This window comes from Streptomyces sp. NPDC020845 (genome assembly GCF_044334165.1).
Taxonomy (GTDB): domain Bacteria; phylum Actinomycetota; class Actinomycetes; order Streptomycetales; family Streptomycetaceae; genus Streptomyces.
The window spans coordinates 266433-282862 of record NZ_JBIRSJ010000013.1 but is presented as its reverse complement, the minus strand read 5'-3'; the positions used below and the strand labels follow the sequence as shown (position 1 = coordinate 282862).

14 protein-coding genes and 1 pseudogene are annotated in these 16430 nt (G+C 70.0%); 7 read left to right on the top strand and 8 right to left on the bottom strand.

What is annotated here, in order from left to right; all coding sequences use genetic code 11:
* Positions 1–58 precede the first annotated feature (58 nt).
* The 4 genes and pseudogenes from ACH4U7_RS33755 to ACH4U7_RS33740 form a co-directional block, all read left to right on the top strand.
* Complete coding sequence (locus ACH4U7_RS33755) at positions 59–3733, top strand: S8 family serine peptidase (RefSeq protein WP_398531567.1); 3675 nt, start codon at positions 59–61, stop codon at positions 3731–3733.
* Positions 3734–3815: 82 nt separating this feature from the next.
* A complete protein-coding gene (locus ACH4U7_RS33750) occupies positions 3816–4823 on the top strand; it encodes a helix-turn-helix transcriptional regulator (RefSeq protein WP_398531566.1) in 1008 nt (335 codons plus the stop codon).
* A gap of 84 nt (positions 4824–4907) precedes the next feature.
* The gene (locus ACH4U7_RS33745; protein ID WP_398531565.1) at positions 4908–5141 is read left to right on the top strand and encodes a hypothetical protein; all 234 of its coding nucleotides are present in this window, start codon (positions 4908–4910) and stop codon (positions 5139–5141) included.
* A gap of 225 nt (positions 5142–5366) precedes the next feature.
* Positions 5367–5609: pseudogene (locus ACH4U7_RS33740) on the top strand (hypothetical protein); the annotation flags it as partial.
* Positions 5610–5752: 143 nt separating this feature from the next.
* Here the strand turns inward: ACH4U7_RS33740 and ACH4U7_RS33735 are convergent.
* The 4 genes from ACH4U7_RS33735 to ACH4U7_RS33720 all read right to left on the bottom strand — a co-directional run bounded on the left by ACH4U7_RS33735 (position 5753) and on the right by ACH4U7_RS33720 (position 9187).
* A complete protein-coding gene (locus ACH4U7_RS33735) occupies positions 5753–6205 on the bottom strand; it encodes a hypothetical protein (protein WP_398531649.1) in 453 nt (150 codons plus the stop codon).
* A gap of 48 nt (positions 6206–6253) precedes the next feature.
* Entirely contained in the window at positions 6254–7255 is a 1002-nt protein-coding gene (locus tag ACH4U7_RS33730; RefSeq protein ID WP_398531564.1) for a zinc-dependent alcohol dehydrogenase family protein, read from the bottom strand.
* Between the two features lie 124 nt (positions 7256–7379).
* Positions 7380–8357, bottom strand: a complete 978-nt coding sequence (locus tag ACH4U7_RS33725; protein ID WP_398531563.1) for a tetratricopeptide repeat protein — start codon at positions 8355–8357, stop codon at positions 7380–7382.
* A 38-nt stretch (positions 8358–8395) separates the two neighbouring features.
* Positions 8396–9187: an IclR family transcriptional regulator gene (locus tag ACH4U7_RS33720; protein ID WP_398531562.1), complete on the bottom strand. Its 792-nt coding sequence runs from the start codon at positions 9185–9187 to the stop codon at positions 8396–8398.
* Between the two features lie 268 nt (positions 9188–9455).
* On the opposite strand from ACH4U7_RS33720, the gene ACH4U7_RS33715 reads away from it, so the two are divergent.
* From ACH4U7_RS33715 to ACH4U7_RS33705, 3 genes are all read left to right on the top strand, one after another.
* Positions 9456–9716 (top strand): hypothetical protein, encoded by a 261-nt coding sequence (locus ACH4U7_RS33715; RefSeq protein ID WP_143667771.1) that lies wholly within the window; start codon positions 9456–9458, stop codon positions 9714–9716.
* 260 nt (positions 9717–9976) lie between these two features.
* A complete protein-coding gene (locus ACH4U7_RS33710) occupies positions 9977–12025 on the top strand; it encodes a GDSL-type esterase/lipase family protein (protein ID WP_398531561.1) in 2049 nt (682 codons plus the stop codon).
* 672 nt (positions 12026–12697) lie between these two features.
* Positions 12698–13585, top strand: coding sequence for a peptidoglycan-binding protein (locus ACH4U7_RS33705; RefSeq protein WP_398531560.1), 888 nt, complete (start codon positions 12698–12700; stop codon positions 13583–13585).
* Between the two features lie 84 nt (positions 13586–13669).
* On the opposite strand, the gene ACH4U7_RS33700 is transcribed toward ACH4U7_RS33705, so the two are convergent.
* The 4 genes from ACH4U7_RS33700 to ACH4U7_RS33685 form a co-directional block, all read right to left on the bottom strand.
* Positions 13670–14098, bottom strand: coding sequence for a lasso peptide biosynthesis B2 protein (locus ACH4U7_RS33700; RefSeq protein WP_385618331.1), 429 nt, complete (start codon positions 14096–14098; stop codon positions 13670–13672).
* The gene (locus ACH4U7_RS33695; RefSeq protein ID WP_398531641.1) at positions 14095–14358 is read right to left on the bottom strand and encodes a lasso peptide biosynthesis PqqD family chaperone; all 264 of its coding nucleotides are present in this window, start codon (positions 14356–14358) and stop codon (positions 14095–14097) included. Before ACH4U7_RS33695 ends, ACH4U7_RS33700 begins: the two co-directional genes overlap by 4 nt.
* On the bottom strand, positions 14358–16031 hold the full coding sequence (locus ACH4U7_RS33690) for an asparagine synthase-related protein (protein ID WP_398531559.1): 1674 nt from the start codon (positions 16029–16031) through the stop codon (positions 14358–14360). The genes ACH4U7_RS33695 and ACH4U7_RS33690 overlap by 1 nt, the downstream gene beginning before the upstream one ends.
* Positions 16032–16202: 171 nt before the next feature.
* The gene (locus ACH4U7_RS33685; RefSeq protein ID WP_014175268.1) at positions 16203–16343 is read right to left on the bottom strand and encodes a lasso RiPP family leader peptide-containing protein; all 141 of its coding nucleotides are present in this window, start codon (positions 16341–16343) and stop codon (positions 16203–16205) included.
* Positions 16344–16430 lie beyond the last annotated feature (87 nt).

Below are 16430 nucleotides of genomic sequence, written 5' to 3'. Positions count from 1 at the left end.
CTGATCGCACCTTCCGACAGGAGAGTCGGATGATGCGATGAGGGAGGAAAGCCAGCCGATGCGAAGATTGCGTCGCCTTTTGGCTGTCACCGGCGCGGCCGGGCTGCTCAGCGGCCTGGCCGCGCCTGTGGCGAGCGGGCAGCCGTCCCAGGCCGCCCCGAAGGGCCCATCGGTTCGAACGGAACACACGGTCACCCTGATCACCGGCGATACGGTCACCGTCACCACCGGCGACGACGGCCGGTACGCCGTGGACGTGAAGCGCGCCCCGGGCCGCGAGTCGGTCGACTTCGTGGCCAGTCAGCAGGGCAAGGAGATCAGCGTCGTCCCCGACGACGCGCTCAAGCTGCTGTCCGCGGGCCGGCTCGACGCGAACCTGTTCAACATCACCCAGCTCGTCAAGGACGGCTACGACGACAAGAAGACCGGCTCGTTACCGGTCATCGCCACCTATCGCGCCAAGGGCGCGCATCCGACACCCGAGGGCGCGCGGAAGACGCTGACCCTGTCCAGCGTCGGCGGGGCCGCGTTCAGCGCGAAGAAGGCCGATGCCGCGGCGTTCTGGGCCGACATCAGCCATGCCAAGGGCCTGGCGAAGCTGTGGCTGGACCGAAAGGTCAAGGCCTCCCTCGACGTCAGCGTCCCGCAGATCGGCGCCCCCGAGATGTGGAAGGCCGGGTACGACGGCAAGGGCGTCAAGGTCGCCGTGCTGGACACGGGCGTGGACGCGGCGCACCCGGACGTCAAGGACTCGGTCGCCGACTCCAAGAGCTTCGTCCCGGACGAGACGGTCCAGGACGGCTTCGGGCACGGCACCCATGTGGCCGCCACGATCGCGGGCGGCGGCGCCGCCTCGGACGGCCGGCGCAAGGGTGTGGCGCCCGGCGCGAAACTGCTGGTCGGCAAGGTGTTGAACAACGCGGGCGAGGGCTATTCGTCGTGGATCATCGAGGGCATGGAGTGGGCCGCGGCCTCCGGCGCCAAGGTGATCTCCATGTCCCTCGGCGGCACGGCGAGCGGCCCCTCGGACCCGATGAGCGAGGCGGTGGACCAGCTCTCGGCGTCGTCCGGGGCGCTGTTCGTGATCGCGGCCGGCAACGCCGGCCCGTTCGAGCAGACCTTGGGCACGCCCGGCATCGCGGACTCGGCCCTGACCGTCGGCGCCGTCGACAAGCAGGACAAGCTGGCGTCGTTCTCCAGCCGCGGCCCGCGCATCGGGGACTCCGCGGTCAAGCCGGAGATCACGGCGCCGGGGGTCGCCATCACGGCGGCCCGGGCGGCCGGTACGAACATGGGCACTCCGGTCGACGACCTGTACACCACGGCCAGCGGCACCTCCATGGCCACGCCGCATGTCGCGGGCGCGGCGGCGATCGTCGCCCAGGCGCATCCCGACTGGACCGCCCAGCAGATCAAGGCGTCCCTCGCCAGCACCGCGAAGACCAACACCGCCAATGGCCCCTTCCAGCAAGGCGACGGCCGGGTGGACGTGCCGCGCGCCGTCACTCAGAACGTCTTCGCGACCCCGACGCTCAGCTACGGCCTGTACGGGTACGCGGACGACACGCCGGACACCAAGACGATCACATACACCAACGCCACCGAGAAGCCGGTGACCTTGAAGCTGGCGTCCTCGGTGGACGGCGGGTCGCTCTCGCTGGAGTCCGACAGCGTGACGGTGCCGGCGAACGGCGCCGCGAAGGTCCCGGTGACCGTCGACCCGGCGAAGGCCGACGTCGGCCGCCACACCGGATACATCACGGCGACCAGTGAGGACGGCACGGTCAAGGCCACCACGGCCGTCGGGTACGAGCGGGAGGCGGATCTGTACGACCTGAAGGTCGAACTGCTGGACCGCGAGGGCAAGCCGGCGCCGTCGGCCCTCTTCACCTTCCAGAACCTCGCCGACTACACGTACAACCAGTTCGGCGCCATGGGAGGCTCCGAGACCTTCCGGGTGGCGAAGGGCACCTATTCCCTCGCCACCTGGATCCCCATCCTCGACAGCGGTCGGCACGAGGTCGGGACGAGCATCGTCGGCGACCCGCAGATCGAGGTCACCGGCGACACCTCGATCACTCTCGACGCGCGCAAGGCCGTCGAGATCAAGCCACAGACCAAGGAGAAGGACGCCGAGCTCCAGGGCGTGACGACCTCCTGGCACCGGGAGCGCGAGGGAGGCAGCTCCTTCGGCCTCACCTACATCATGGGCCAGTGGAAGAAGCACATCTACGCGGCGCCGACCAAGCAGGTCACCGACGGCTCCTTCGAGTTCTACAGCAGGTGGCGGCTGGAGAAGAAGAAGTTGACCGCGAGCGTCACCAGCCCGGAGCGGGTGACGCTGAACCCTCAGTACGCGAACACGTACACCGGCTGGCCGGTCAAGATCACCGGTAACCGCAAGGTGCGGCTGGTGGACGCCAAGGGCGGCACGGCCGAGGACTTCGAGGGCCTGGACGTGAAGGGCAAGGCCGTGCTGGTGGGCCTGGCTCCGGACGGCTGGCCCGACGAAGCCGTCGTCAACGCCACCAAGGCGGGCGCAGCCTATGTCCTCGTCTACCGCAAGACCACGGCCGGCCTGTGGCTCACAGCGGTCGACAGCGCCACGATCCCGGTCATGTCGATACCGGGCGAGGAGGGCGACAAGCTGCTGTCCCTGCTCGCCGCGGAGGGCCGCGGCGCGGTGACGCTCGACCTCGGCGGCACGGCGGTCAGCCCGTACGTGTACGACGTGCTGCTGCCCGAGCCCGGTGCCATCGGCAAGGATCTGACCTACCCCCTCGACAGCCGCAACACCACCAAGGTCACGGCCCGCTACCTCGGCTCGGCCAAGGGGCAGATCGGCGCCGAGGCCACGCACACCTTCCGCCCGTATCAGCTCTTCTCGGTGGAGTCGAAGTACGATGTGCCGCTGGGCACCCGGCGCACCGAGTACTACAGCGCCGACCCCGACACCCGCGTCTGGCGCACCGCCATGCAGGACTACGACGGCGCCGGCCGGCAGTGGGCGCCCCTGGTCACCTACCGGCCCGGGACGGAGCAGACCGTGGACTGGCTGTCACCCGTGTTCCGCCCGACGACCGCCGCCGAGTTCGGCGTCTCACAGCGCGAGGGCGATGAACTCACCCTCGCCATCCCCGAGTACGCCGACTCCGGCAGCGGTCACTACGGCTCGGCGGGCGCGGCCCAGGACAACGTGGACAAGGTCAAGACGAGTCTGTACGCGGACGGAAAGCTGGTCGGCGAGGCCCCGTACGGCTCCGGCACCTTCCAGGTGCCCGCCGACAAGGCCGCGTACAAGCTGACGATCGACGCCGAGCGCACGGCGGCCTGGGCGGCGTACTCGACGAAGACCAGCACCCAATGGGACTTCACCTCCGCCAGGACGGCCGAGGCGAAGGCCCTCCCCCTCCTGTCCGTGGACTACGACCTGGCCCTCGACCTGTTCGGCCGCACCAAGGCCGGGCGCCAGTTCAGCTTCCAGCTGGCCCCGCGCCACCAGGAAGGCGCGGAGGAGTCGAAGGTCAAGGCGGTCAAGGTCTGGGTGTCCTACGACGACGGCAAGACCTGGAAGGAGACCAGGCTGACCGGCTCCCGCGCCGGCTACAAGGCCACCGTGAAACACCCCGCTCTCGGCGCTTCCAACGGCTTCGTCGCCCTGCGCGTCCAGGCCACCGACGCCGACGGCAATCGAATCGATCAAACGGTCACCCGCGCATATGGCCTGAAGTAGGCCGAGATCCGCCCTTCGGCGGTAACAAACACCGTCTAGCGTGCCGTTGAATCGTTGCATCGACACGCCGGAGCCGCCGCAAGTGGACCACGGAGCAGCCGAGGAGACCCCCGCCACGAGCCCGAGCCCCTGGGCCGCGGCAGGGGTCTCCGACTTCGACGAGACGGTGTACCACGCAATCCTCCATCAGCCGGACGCCGGCGTCACCACCTGGTCGGAGCTGGTCCGGGCTTCCCCGTCACGCGTCCGCCGCGCCTGCGCCCGGCTGCTCCGCCTCGGCCTGCTGCAGGCCCCCGACTCCACCGGCGGCCTGCGGCCGGTGGACCCCCGCATCGCCATCCGGGCCCTCATCCGTAAGCGCGAAACCGAGTCCGAGCTGCTCGCCGCCACCGCCGACGACATGGCCAAGATCTACGCGGCGGGGCTGCTGCGCTCCGAACCGGCCGGTCTCGTCGAGGTGGTGCGCGGGGAGAGCGCCAACGCCGCCCGGCTGGAGGAGCTGTACGCCCAGGCCGAACACGAGGTCTGCCTCATCGACTCGCCGCCCTACCTCGCCCCGCTCACCCCCCAGTTGGACCTCCAGAGCGAAGTGCTGCGCCGCGGTGTCGCGTACCGCGCGCTCTACTCCGTCGTATCCCTGGAGTCCCCGGATCTGCTGGCCTACGCCGAGGGCATGGTCGCGCTCGGCGAACAGGCGCGGGTGCTGCCCACCGTCCCCATGAAGCTGATGGTGATCGACGGCCGGACCGCGATGCTGCCGCTCACCAGCGTCGACGCCGGGCCGGTCTACAGCTCGGTGATCGTACGGCACTCCGGGCTCACCGACGCGCTGCGGACGCTCTTCGAGACGCTGTGGCAACAGGCCACACCGCTGGACGGCCCGCCGGCCGAGGAGGACGAGGAGCTCGGCGACGCCGACCGCACTCTGGTCGGCCTGCTGGCCGTCGGCATGAAGGACGAGGCGATCGCCCGCCACCTGGGCATCAGCCTGCGGACGCTGCGCCGCCGGATCAGCGACCTCCAACAGCGCCTGGGCGCGGGCGGCCGCTTCCAGGCCGGCGTCCGCGCCGCCCACCGGGGCTGGGCGTAGCCACGGACCGCCGGTCGGAAACCTGGTGCCCCACCGAGGGCCGATGGCACCCTGAGGGCTGAATCACCGGGGGAGTGGTGGAGCATGCCAACGCCTGGGGGCATCCGGGATGCCGCAGATCTGGCAGAGCGTCGGCTCGCCGGGGTCGCGCTCAAGCATCCCCACACCTACACCCGCAGCTTCTTCGCACGCAATCCACACGTGGATCCCGCCCAGCGGGTACGGCTGATAGACGATCCGGAATGGTTCGTCCGCGTCCACCTCGCCGAAGCGCCCACGGCGCCGGGCGGAGGGTTGCCCAGACCATTGCCCGACTGAACGGTCGTACGCATGATCAGCACATACGACAGCGAAGCCCTCGGAGGCACGTTCCACCGCCAGATTTCCATACAGCTGTGGCGGTCCATGCCCACTCATCCGGCCGCCAAGGTCCGCCTTGGGGAGTCGCAACGTAGGACCACCTGTCCGCCGACACGCGGGCCGCGCTGCTCGCAGACTCCGACGAGGACGTCCGGGAGCGCGCGCTGATGCATACGCAATGGGATGATCCGGCGACATCGGATCTCACCCTCCTCGAAGGGGGGGTTCCACAGACGCGGCTACTGGCTGATGCGCAGAGCCCTCAGCAGGGCCGTCGTGAACAGCGCCCTCGCGGATCCGGACGAGACGAACCGGGTGTTCATCACCCCCAACCCCAGTCTGCCCGCCGACGTGGTGGTCCGCCTTGCCGCCGGTCCGGACCCGAAGGTGCGCGAGGCAGTCGCGGGCCGCCCGGACCTCGGGCCGGCCGAGCGCCGCGCGCTCGCCGTGGACCCCGACCCGAAGGTGCGGCTGGCCCTGTCCGCACACCCCGCGTTGAGCGAGGAGGTACGGGCCGCCATCGACTACGAGGTCCCCATCGACGGCTGCCTCCATTACATGCCCGAGCCCTATGCCCTCCGGGACCCCGAGAACGTACGCCGGGACGCGTTTCCGGCCACCCGATGCTGCGGCGGAAAGCGGCCATCGACCACTCGCTGCCGTCCGACCTCGTGGCCCGGCGGGCCGAGGACGACGATCTCGGCGTACACGTCCTGCTGGCCCAGAACCATCCGGACGCCCCGGCGCGGCTTCTGCTGCGCAGCTTCCTGGAGTACACCGGCCACTGCCGCCAGGAGCTCACCGCCCGCCCGAATTTCCCGACCACCGGACTGGCCGGCTACGCGGACCACGAGGACCCCGAAGTCCGAGCCCTGGCCGCCCGCGACCCCGAGGCCGCCCCGGCGACCGCGGAACGGCTCACCCACGACCCAGGCCCCGCCATACGGGCCGCCATGGCACGCCATCCGAGGCTCCCGCAGCCCCGGCTGATGGAACTCCTCGACGACGAGGAGCTGGCCCACCCCGCCGCCGCGAATCCGGCACTGCCTCAGAAACGATCCACCGGTTGCTCAGTGGTCGACAGTGACGACGATCTTGCCCACCTGCGTGCCCGCCTCCATGTACCGGTGCGCTTCGACGATGGCGTCCAGGGCGAAGGTGCGGTCCACGACGGGCTGGAAGGCGCCGTTACGCAGGCCGGAGGAGACGAAGGCCTCGGCGCGGCGCAGCCGCTCCGGGTGGGCTGTCAGTTCGCGCGTCACGGTGTACGTGCGCATGTTGAGCGCGGGCATGCCGAGTTCGAACCCCGGGTAGGGGGTCGCCTCGCCGCTCAGGGCCCCGTACAGAAAGAGCGTGCCGCCGGGGGCGACCGCCCTGGCCAGGTCGACCACGCCCGGGCCGGCGACGGCGTCGAAGACGAACTCGGCGCCCCGGCCTCCGGTCAGATCGTGGACGCGATCGGCGATGTTCTCCTCGTCGGTGACGATCACTTCGGCCGCCCCGGCCTTGAGCAGCGCGTCCCTCTTGGCACGCGTGCGCGTGGTGGCGATGGGTACGGCACCGACGCGCTGGGCGACCTGGATCGCGGCCAGGCCCACGCTGCTGGAGGCCGCGGTCAGTACGACCGTGTCGCCCGCGCGCATCCCGCCGACGTCCACCAGCGCCCCGTAGGCCGTCAGATACGGCATCCACACCGCCGCGCCCGTCACCGCGTCGAGCCCGTCGGGGCGGTGTACCACCGCGGCCGCGGGGACGATCGCGCGCTCGGCGTAGACGCCGTAGTCGTTCATCGAGAACGCGGGCACCACGCTGACCGGCTGGCCGATCTCAAACCCCGTCACCTGCGCGCCGACAGCCTCGACCACGCCCGCGGCCTCGGCGCCGAGCCGGGCGGGGAACTCCTTGACGGGCTCGATGTAGTGGCCGCCGCGGAAGAGCGCTTCGGCGCGGTTGAGACCGATCGCGTCCACGCGGATCGACAGCTCTCCCGGGCCGGGGTCACCGACCGGCACGTCCTCCAGCCGCAGCACCTCGGGCCCGCCATACTCATGGAACCGCACTGTTCTAGCCACCGCACATCCCCGTTCCGATCGGCGACGGCAGCGCGAGACCGCGCCGCCGTGTTCCACCCAAACGGAAAGTACGATCACTGTCAAACTTTGACGGCAATCGAAGTTCGTCGAGCGTGCCGGCTGACTACTTCTGGCCGCCGTAGAAACACAGACGGCCGTCGATCCGGAGCGGGCGCCCCGGCGGAAGTGGTGACTCCAACCGCTCGTCCACCGGGATGTCCGACCAGTCGATGCGCAACGGCCGGCCACCCGGCCCGGTTTGCGTTCGAGCATTGAGGTCGTACTCGGCAATGCGCTGCCCGGGCCGGTGGATCTGCAAGAGCGTCTGCTTCGCGCCCTCGTCCTCATCCTCGCCCTCGTCCCACTCTTCCTCGTCCTCGCCCCACTCCTCCTCATCCGACTCGCCGCGGACATCATCCGCATAGCGCTTCTCATCGATGTGAGCACGCGCCTCAGCGACAGAGCTGAACAGCAGAAACCCGGTGTCCCAGTCGTTGTTGGAAATCCAGAAACCCCAACGCAGCAAGGCAAATCCATGACCCCCGTGGCTCATCTCGCTCGACGACGGCCGACGGCCGGGCGCCGCATCGAGGTACCTCAGGTTGGACCGCGCACATCGATCCCCAGGATCCCGGCGCATCGCCTCCTCGTAGGCCGCGACGGCACCGTCGCGATCCCCCGCCCAGGTCAGCGCATGCCCCAGATACAACGGCACGAGGGGATCCATGGGGTCGACATCGAGGGCCGCTCGCGCCGCCTGGATCGCCTGCGTCGCGAGGGGACCACTTACGCCGGCCTTGTCGTGCTTCCCCAGACCGTCCAGCAAAGTGCCGTCTTCATCGTCGAAATCACACGCCACCGTGAACAACGCGGCATGCCTCAGGGCGAACGTCGCGGCCATCGAGCGCAGGATGGCAAGGGTGGCCGCGGCCTCCTCATCTCCGGAGGCCGCCACTTCCTCGGCCTCGTCACAGCAGCGCCCCACATCGGCCAGTAATCCGGGAACCTCCCGCTCGCCGTCGAAATGCCTGAGGTAGTACTCACAGGTGGCGAGTAGGCTATTGGCACGCAGCAATGGGGCGTTCGGGTTTCCCGCAGTCATGAGGCGGCACCCTACCGACGGGGGGGGGAACGGCACGGCTAGCGCCACTGAGGGGCCGCCCCCGCGGCGCCCGGCGCCGCGGCTTCGATCCGGCCGCGGATCTCGCGCATGACGGCGACGATCCGCCGCTCATGCTCCTCGGTCAACCGGGCCGTCGGCACCGAGCAGCTGATCGCGTCGATGGCGGGCGAGTCGTACCGCAGGGCGAACCCGAAGCCCGCGATGCCCACCACGCCCTCCTCCCGGTCGATCGCATAGCCCCGCTCCCGCACCCCCGCCAGGTCCGCGACCAGTGAGGCGCGATCGGCGTGGGTGTTGGGCGTCAGCTGTTCCCAGGGACCGCCGGGCAGGGGGAGCTCGCGTTCGTCACGCTCGGCGAGGAGGGCCTTGCCGAGCGCGCCTGCGTACGCGGGGAGCCTGCGGCCGACCCGGCTGAAGGAGCGCAGATACTCATGCGACTCGCGGGTGGCGAGATAGACGACGTCGCCGCCGTCGAGCCGGGCGAAGTGGATGGTCTCGCCGAGCGCGTCGGACGCCTCGTCGAGGTAGGGCCGCGCGGTGCGCACATGCGGGTCGCTGTCGAGGTAGTTGGTGCCGGTGAGCAGAGCGCGGATGCCGATGCCGTAGAGCGAGCCGGTGGCGTCGGTGCGCACCCAGCCGCGGTCGATCAGCGTCTGCAGCAGCGCGTACATGCTGCTGCGCGGCACCCCGAGCTCATCGGCGAGCTCACGCAGCCGGGCCGGGCGGTCGCCGCGCGCGGCGAGCAGTTCCAGCAGCTCCACGGTGCGGGCCGCGGACTTCACCTCGCGTACGCCGCCGGTATCTGACATGGTCAGATCGTAAACGGAGCATCGCTCGCGTACGACGCGGCCACTCCACCGCGCGGCCACTCCACCGCGGGGCTCCAGGGCAGCCACCCCGATCAGCGGCGGCGGCCGGAACGGGCGACGGCGGACGGCGCATACGCCGAAACCGGTCGAAGCCCGACGCGGATTGTCGCTTATCGCAATTACGGATGCGCCCACGGTGATGAGGCGGGACACTCTCAGTCCGAGGAACGGGACCGTACTTAAGTCACGGGACCAGCGGAGGATGTTCATGCACTCACCGCAGGACGCGAGCGAGGCGGTCGACCTGATGTGGGACCTGGTCACCGCCCTGGAGAACGGGGAGCGGGACTATGTCGACTGTGGGGCCGAGCTCGTACAGCTCACCTTTGTGCAACAGCCGTACATGATGCGGGAGGCACTGGCCGAGTTCGAGCGCCAAGTGGCGCTCGACCCGGACCCCGCGGGGGCGGTGTCGGAGATCGTCGAGACCGTCCGGGACGTCATTGGCAGCCCGGACGAAACTTTTTGACGGACTTTCGGCTGGGACTTTCGATGGGAATTTTCGAACCTGACCGCCTCTCTTGACGTTGAACCGATTCAAGGCTTCCATCGTGGGCGCGCCCGCGATGGGAGCGCTCCCGAGGAGGTTCCCGGGCCGGTACCCGCACCCGCCCACAGAGAGGACGGCCCATGCCGCCGATCGCACCCCCCACCAGGAGTACCGGGGCCACCACGAGAACCCCCGGCCGCGCGGCCGCCCACACGGCACGCGCGGTGCTTCTGCTTGTCATGAGCACAACCCTGCTCGTCTGGGGCCTGAGCCTGGGCGGCACCCGGGCCCACGCAGCCCAGTCCCACGCAGCCCAGTCCCACGCAGCCCAGGCGCGCCCCGCACAGGCGCCCGCGGCAACTGCCACGGCCCTGGGCAACGGCTCGGTGACCGACCCGAACATCTCCTACGTCGGCCGCTGGGATGTGAGCTCGGGCACCGCCGCCGTGCCCAACTGGACCGGCGGCTATCTCCAGACGGCGTTCACCGGGACGACCGTGAAGGTCAAGGCCCGCGACGCGGTGAACTTCTACGCCAGCGTCGACGGCGCCGCCGATGTCTTCTACGCGGGCGTCAAGGGCACCGTCAACCTCACCCCGCAGGCCCTCCCCCAGGGCAACCACACCCTCCGGATCTCCTACCGCTCGGGTGACACCGTCTTCCAGGGCCTCGTACTGGACTCGGGCGCGGGCACGATCAGCCCGCAAATGCCCTCAAAACTGGTCGAGTTCGTCGGGGACTCCATCACCGCCGGCGCCCTGACCGACCGGCTCGCGCTCGACTCGTACGGCTGGAAGACCGGCGAGAAGCTGGGCATGCGGCACACCCAGATCGCCCGCTCCGGCTACTGCCTGGTCGGCAAGGACGGCTGCACGGGGCTGGCCACCCAGTTCTTCAAGACCGCCTCCACCGGCGATCAGAACTGGGACTTCTCCCGCTACCAAGCGAACGCGGTCGTCATCAACCTTGGCACCAACGATGTCGGACACAGCGTCACGGGCGCCGAGTTCCAGTCGGCGTACACCAACCTCCTGCGCGACATCCGCGCCAAGTACCCGAACGCGGCCCTCTTCGCGCTCCAGACCCTCAAGAAGCGCTATGTGACCGAGACCAAGGCCGCCGTCAGCGCCCGCACCGGCGCCGGGGACGCCAAGGTCACTTACGTCGACACCACGGGCTGGCTCACCGACGGCACGGACTACGAGGACGGCAACGGGCACCCCAACGAGTCCGGCCACACCAAGTTCGCGAACCGCCTCGCCCCGGTCATCTCCTCGAAGCTGGGCATCACCGCCGCCAACGCCCAGGCCCCCAACACCAAGACCAGCTCCGCCGCCAAGGCCGCGGCCGCCGCCCCCGGGGACCCGGGCGACCCCAACATCAAGTTCTCCGGCCGCTGGGACACCAAGAGCTCCACCACCGCCTACACCCCCTACTGGGCGGGCGCATACTTCCGTACCGGCTTCACCGGCCGCACCGTCAAGCTCAAGCAGCGCAACGCGATCGACCTGTGGGCCAGCATCGACGGCGGCCCCGCCACGTTCTTCGACGAGGCCAAGGGCACGGTGAACCTGACCCCGACCCCGCTGTCCGCCGGAAACCACACCCTTCAGGTCAACTATCAGGTGGTCGCGGGCTCCTATCACGGTGACGCGGTGTTCCAGGGGCTCGTCCTGGACAGCGGAGCCACCACCTTCACCCCGGCCACCCCGAAGAAACTGATCGAATTCGTCGGCGACTCGATCACGGTCGGCACCACGACCTCTCAGAACGCGCGCACCGCATACGGCTGGCTGATCGGTGAGCGACTCGGCGCCGACCACACCCAGATCGCGCAGGGCGGCGCCGCGCTCGTGGACACGGCGGACGACCGGATGAGCCTGGAGCAGCAGTTCACCAAGCTGAATCCGAACGCCGCCACGCCCGACTGGGACTTCTCCCGCTACCAGGCGAACGCGGTGGTCATCAACCTCGGCACCAACGACGTGGGCCGCGGAGTGACCTCGGCGCAGTTCCAGGCCGCGTACTCCAGCCTGCTGCGCAAGGTCCGCGCCGCCTACCCCAACGCCTGGATCTTCGCTCTGGAGACCTTCCGCGGCCGCTTCGTCGCCGAGACCCAGGCGGCCGTGACCGCCGCTGCCAGCGGCGGCGACAGCAAGGTCTCCTTCGTCGACACCACGGGGTGGCTCGCCTCCGACGAGCTCTCCGACTCCGTCCACCCGAACGACAAGGGCCACCGCACCATCGCCGACCACCTCGCGCCCATCATCTCCGCCAAGCTCGGCTAGCACGCCCCCGTCCGCGGGCCCCCGGTCGCCGACCGGGGGCCCGCGTGCGCGTTACTCCGGCGTCCACCGGACCGCAAAGCGGCGCGCCGAAGTGTTCGCCGAATCGGCTCGTTTCCGCCGCACCCGCCCCGCCCTCGTGATCTTCGAACAGGAATGACCGCTGCATTTCTACTGCATAATGCCCCACTCAAGCGGGAATAGAGTGAAAAAGATCTAGAATTCCAATACCGGCGAGATGACCGGAACACCTCCTTGACCTGCCCTTAACAGGGGAAAGACACTCAATAAGCACTCACGCGGGCCCTTTGATACTGATTTCGCGGGGAGTGCGACGGGGGGATCATTGGAGAAAAATCGACGAGCTTGCCAGCAGCGCCCGCACCATCGCGCAGTCGACGAACTCGGCCGCATGTGGCTGAAGTCGCACCGCTGAGGAGTGGCTCACGGTCGACGCCACGTAGCGCTCCGGGGACCACTGGCTGATCCCGGCTCGTACGGCCATCGGCGCCGTCGAGCGGCCGGCGCTCGCGGCGGAGGCCCACGCGGAAGCCGAAGCGGAGAAGTGAAGGCCGGGCAAAGCGGAGAAGTGAAGGCCGGGTTCGGGGCGGATTGAGCCCCGCAACCACGACATCCGTACATCACCACGTAACCCCTTTGAAGGAGCACACCACGATGGCCACTCCCCTGACCGCCGACCGCCTGCTGAAGGCACTGCGCGACGAGGGACTGGAAGTCCACGAAGTCCGCAGCTGGCGCACCCACAACCGCAACTCCAAGGGCCCCTGGGGCCCGATGCACGGGGTGATGATCCACCACACCGTCACCAAGGGCACGGCCTCCTCCGTGGCGCTGTGCTACGACGGCCACTCGTCCCTGCCCGGACCGCTGTGCCATGGCGTCATCGACAAGTCGGGCGCGGTCCACCTGGTCGGCAACGGCCGCGCGAACCACGCCGGCCTCGGCGACCGCGATGTGCTCAACGCCGTCATCAACGAGACGGCGCTGCCCCGCGACAACGAGGCCGACACGGACGGCAACCGCCACTTCTACGGCTTCGAGTGCATCAACCTCGGCGATGGCGAGGACCCCTGGCCGGAGGCGCAGAAGCTGGCCATCGAGAAGGTGGCCGCGGCCATCTGCCGGGCGCACGGCTGGACCCAGCGGTCGGTGATCGGCCACCTGGAGTGGCAGCCGGGCAAGGTGGACCCGCGCGGCTTCTCGATGGACACCATGCGCTCCCGTATCGCCAAGCGCCTGGGCGCCAAGCCGGACGGCCCCACCCCGCAGCAGCCCAAGCCGCCCAAGCCCGCGACGTACGAGCCCTTCCCGGGCTCGGCGTTCTTCCAGAACGGCCGCGAGAGCAAGATCATCACGGCGATGGGCAAGCGTCTGGTCGCCGAGGGCTGCGGGAGATACGAGGAGGGGCCGAGCCCGGAGTGGACCGAGGCGGACCGCAAGTCGTACGCGGCCTGGCAGCGCAAGCTGGGCTACTCCGGCGAGGACGCGGACGGCATTCCGGGCCGTAAGAGCTGGGACAAGCTGCGGGTCCCGAACGTGTAGCCCGCCCAGCGGCACTTTGTGGTGAGTATGAGACAGCGACACGCCGACCTGATGGCGTGTCGCTGTCTCATACTCACCACAGACTCACGACCGCTGTACGGCCACCGGGGCGACGGACAGCAGCGGCCGGTAGTGGCCCGCCGGATAGGGCTCCCCAACGGGCTCGCCCGCGACCTCGATCCAGGCGTGTGCCTCGAACGGGCTGGTGCGCACGCCCGTGCACCATGTGGGCCACACGCCCCGGCTCCGGCACAGCAGAGCCGCCGCGATGGACCGTTGCAGACATGCCTGGCCCGCACAGCGCAGGCTCACCGCCACCACGGCCCGCCGGGCGGCGAGCGCCTGCTCGGCGGTGGCGGGCCGGGCGCCACGGCGCGCGAACTCCAGCACCGCGCGCACCCGGGCCGGTTTGGCGCGCGCCAGCAGCCGGGCCACGACCACGGCGAGCCACGGCGTCACCCGCCGGTGGAGCGGCAGCCGGTCCCGGTCGGCCAGGGCCATGGGGGCGCTCATCGGGCCTCGATGAGGAGATGCGCGGCGCGCAGCTGGGCTACCACCTTGGAGACATCGCGCCGCGCCGCGTCGGAGTCGAGTTGGTGGCGGGCGGCCAGCTCGTCGGCGGCCTGCTCGTCCGTACGGCCGTCCAGCAGGGCATTCAGCACGAACACCCCGGTGGGGTTGAGCTGCCAGTAGCGGCCGGTGCGCTGATGGAGCAGGACGGCACCGTCACCGGTCTCGGCCATGGACACGTCCTGATGCAGATTCAGGGACATCATCGCTTCCCAAGAGGTCGGGGCAAGGAAGAGGTTGCCGCGCGGGCCCAGGTCTCACAGCCCAGAAGCTTTTCGGTGGTGATGTCCCTGGAGATGTCGGCATGCGGTGTCAGCAGGTACTCGCGCAGCGCCCCGGGGGACACCAGACCCGTCTCGGCCAGGACGGAGTCGGAGAACACCTCCAGCAGCGCGGACAGATTGCGCTGCCGCCCGGCCCGTACATCGGCACTGAAGTCGCCCTTGGTGGTGCGGCCCAGCACCACGTCAGGCACCAGCCCCCGCATGGACTCGGCCAGCAGCGGCTTGTAGCGCCACGGTGTGACGCGCTCGTGCAGCCGCACCGCCAGCGCCGCCTCCACCACCCGGTCGTCCAGATACGGCTGGTGCAGCGCCACGCCCGCAGCGCCGAACAGCCGGGACACCTGCCGGTACGCGGGCGCGGTGATCCGCAGCGCGGTGAGGTACTGGTGCTGGCCCCGGTCCGCGGCGTAGGGCGCGGCGTGTTCGGCGGTGGCGCGCAGCGCCTCGCGCGCGGCGGCCACCGCGTCGTCGGTGGCCCACACCGGGGCGCGCAGCGGGGCGAGACCCCAGCCCAGGGCGGGGACTCTGCGCGGCGGTGGCGGGCCGGTCAGCTGCTCGGCCTGGGTCAGCCACCACTGGGCGGGGCTGCCGGCCCGTACCAGCTGGGCGGCGACCGCGGCGAGCGGCCAGCGGCTGAGCGCGCGGTGTCCGCGCAGATGGCGGACGGTGGTCAGCGGGTGGCGGCGGGCCAGCCGGTGCAGATAGCCCGGGGCCGGGCCGAAGAGCTCGTCGGCGCCGTGTCCGGCCAGATGTGAGCGGGACCCGTGCCCGGCGAGCAGCCGCGCGGTGTGCCGTACGCGGGCCAGTGTGCGCGGGTAGAGATACGGCCGTTCGGTGTCGGCCAGGGCCCCGGGGTCGGTGAAGATCGGCGGCAACTCGTCCTGGGCCACCACCAGATGGTGTGCGTCGGGCAGTGCCTCCGCGGCGCGCGTGGCGAAGTGGTTGTCGTCGTTGCCCGCCTCGGCCTCGGCCCAGCGGAAGGTGAGCAGGTCCGGGGTGTGCCGCGCGGCCAGAAAACTCAAAGTGGTCGAGTCCATGCCGCCGGACAGATCGGCGCTGAGCGCGCCCGCATCCCCGCGCCGCCCGTCCACCGCCGTGATCAGCGCGGCCCGCAGCGCCGCCGCGCCCGCTTCCAGGGCGAGTTCGGGCTCCGGGGCCCGCCACCAGCGCACCTCACGAGCCCGGCCGCCGGGCTCCAACAACAAACAATGATCGGGCGCCACCGTGGACACGCCCGCCCACACGCTGCGGTCGGAGAGCGGCGGCGGCAGCATGCCCCCGCAGACGACCCTGGTGGCCAGCGCGTCCATGTCGATACCGGCCCCGGTCAGCGCCGCGAGCGCGTCGGCCCGGTCGGCGGCGATCGGCACCTCGCCCAGCCGGGTGTGGAACACCTGGCGCAGCCCCGTCACACTGCCCTGGACGCGGGTGGTGGCTCCGTCGGCCGCCACCACATGGAAGCTCCCCGGCAGGGATCGGGCCACCGCGTCCACATCGGCCAAGGTCCGTATCCGCCGACACAGCTCCTCGAGCCGGCCGGTGGTGACCGGGCAGAACCCGATCACCACCAGTCGCACGGGCCCGGTCGCCACCTGACGAATCTCATCCGGCTCCCACCGCCCCACCAGCCACGGTCGGCCGGACGGGTGCGCAATCAGACGAGGAGCCTCAAAGGGATACGCATCAAACGAGAGCTGTGTACCCGGCACGTCCGGAAGGACGACAAACCCGGCGCTCATCTCAAACGATCCGGAGGGCTACCGTCACCCCCAGCCCTGCTCACCGAGCACGTCCTCGTACCGGTGGCCGAACCCCAGCGTGTCCTCCGAGAACTCACCCACCGCCACCAGGGCCGGGGGCTCGTAGCTCTCGACGGTCTCGTCCGATCTCGCCTGCATCTCCATGGGTTTTCCTCCAGAGATAGATCCAGTGAATCGACCCCGAGGTCGCCCACTGATTACCCTCTCTTCGAAAAACCATGCGACTCACGC

Excerpts from the sequence above, each read along its gene's own strand:
- ACH4U7_RS33700 (WP_385618331.1), bottom strand. The coding sequence starts at position 14,098 with ATGAGCGCCCCCATGGCCCTGGCCGACCGGGACCGGCTGCCGCTCCAC.
- ACH4U7_RS33705 (WP_398531560.1), top strand. The coding sequence starts at position 12,698 with ATGGCCACTCCCCTGACCGCCGACCGCCTGCTGAAGGCACTGCGCGAC.
- ACH4U7_RS33695 (WP_398531641.1), bottom strand. The coding sequence starts at position 14,358 with ATGTCCCTGAATCTGCATCAGGACGTGTCCATGGCCGAGACCGGTGAC.
- ACH4U7_RS33725 (WP_398531563.1), bottom strand. The coding sequence starts at position 8,357 with ATGACTGCGGGAAACCCGAACGCCCCATTGCTGCGTGCCAATAGCCTA.
- ACH4U7_RS33710 (WP_398531561.1), top strand. The coding sequence starts at position 9,977 with ATGAGCACAACCCTGCTCGTCTGGGGCCTGAGCCTGGGCGGCACCCGG.
- ACH4U7_RS33755 (WP_398531567.1), top strand. The coding sequence starts at position 59 with ATGCGAAGATTGCGTCGCCTTTTGGCTGTCACCGGCGCGGCCGGGCTG.
- ACH4U7_RS33715 (WP_143667771.1), top strand. The coding sequence starts at position 9,456 with ATGCACTCACCGCAGGACGCGAGCGAGGCGGTCGACCTGATGTGGGAC.
- ACH4U7_RS33745 (WP_398531565.1), top strand. The coding sequence starts at position 4,908 with ATGCCAACGCCTGGGGGCATCCGGGATGCCGCAGATCTGGCAGAGCGT.
- ACH4U7_RS33720 (WP_398531562.1), bottom strand. The coding sequence starts at position 9,187 with ATGTCAGATACCGGCGGCGTACGCGAGGTGAAGTCCGCGGCCCGCACC.
- ACH4U7_RS33685 (WP_014175268.1), bottom strand. The coding sequence starts at position 16,343 with ATGGAGATGCAGGCGAGATCGGACGAGACCGTCGAGAGCTACGAGCCC.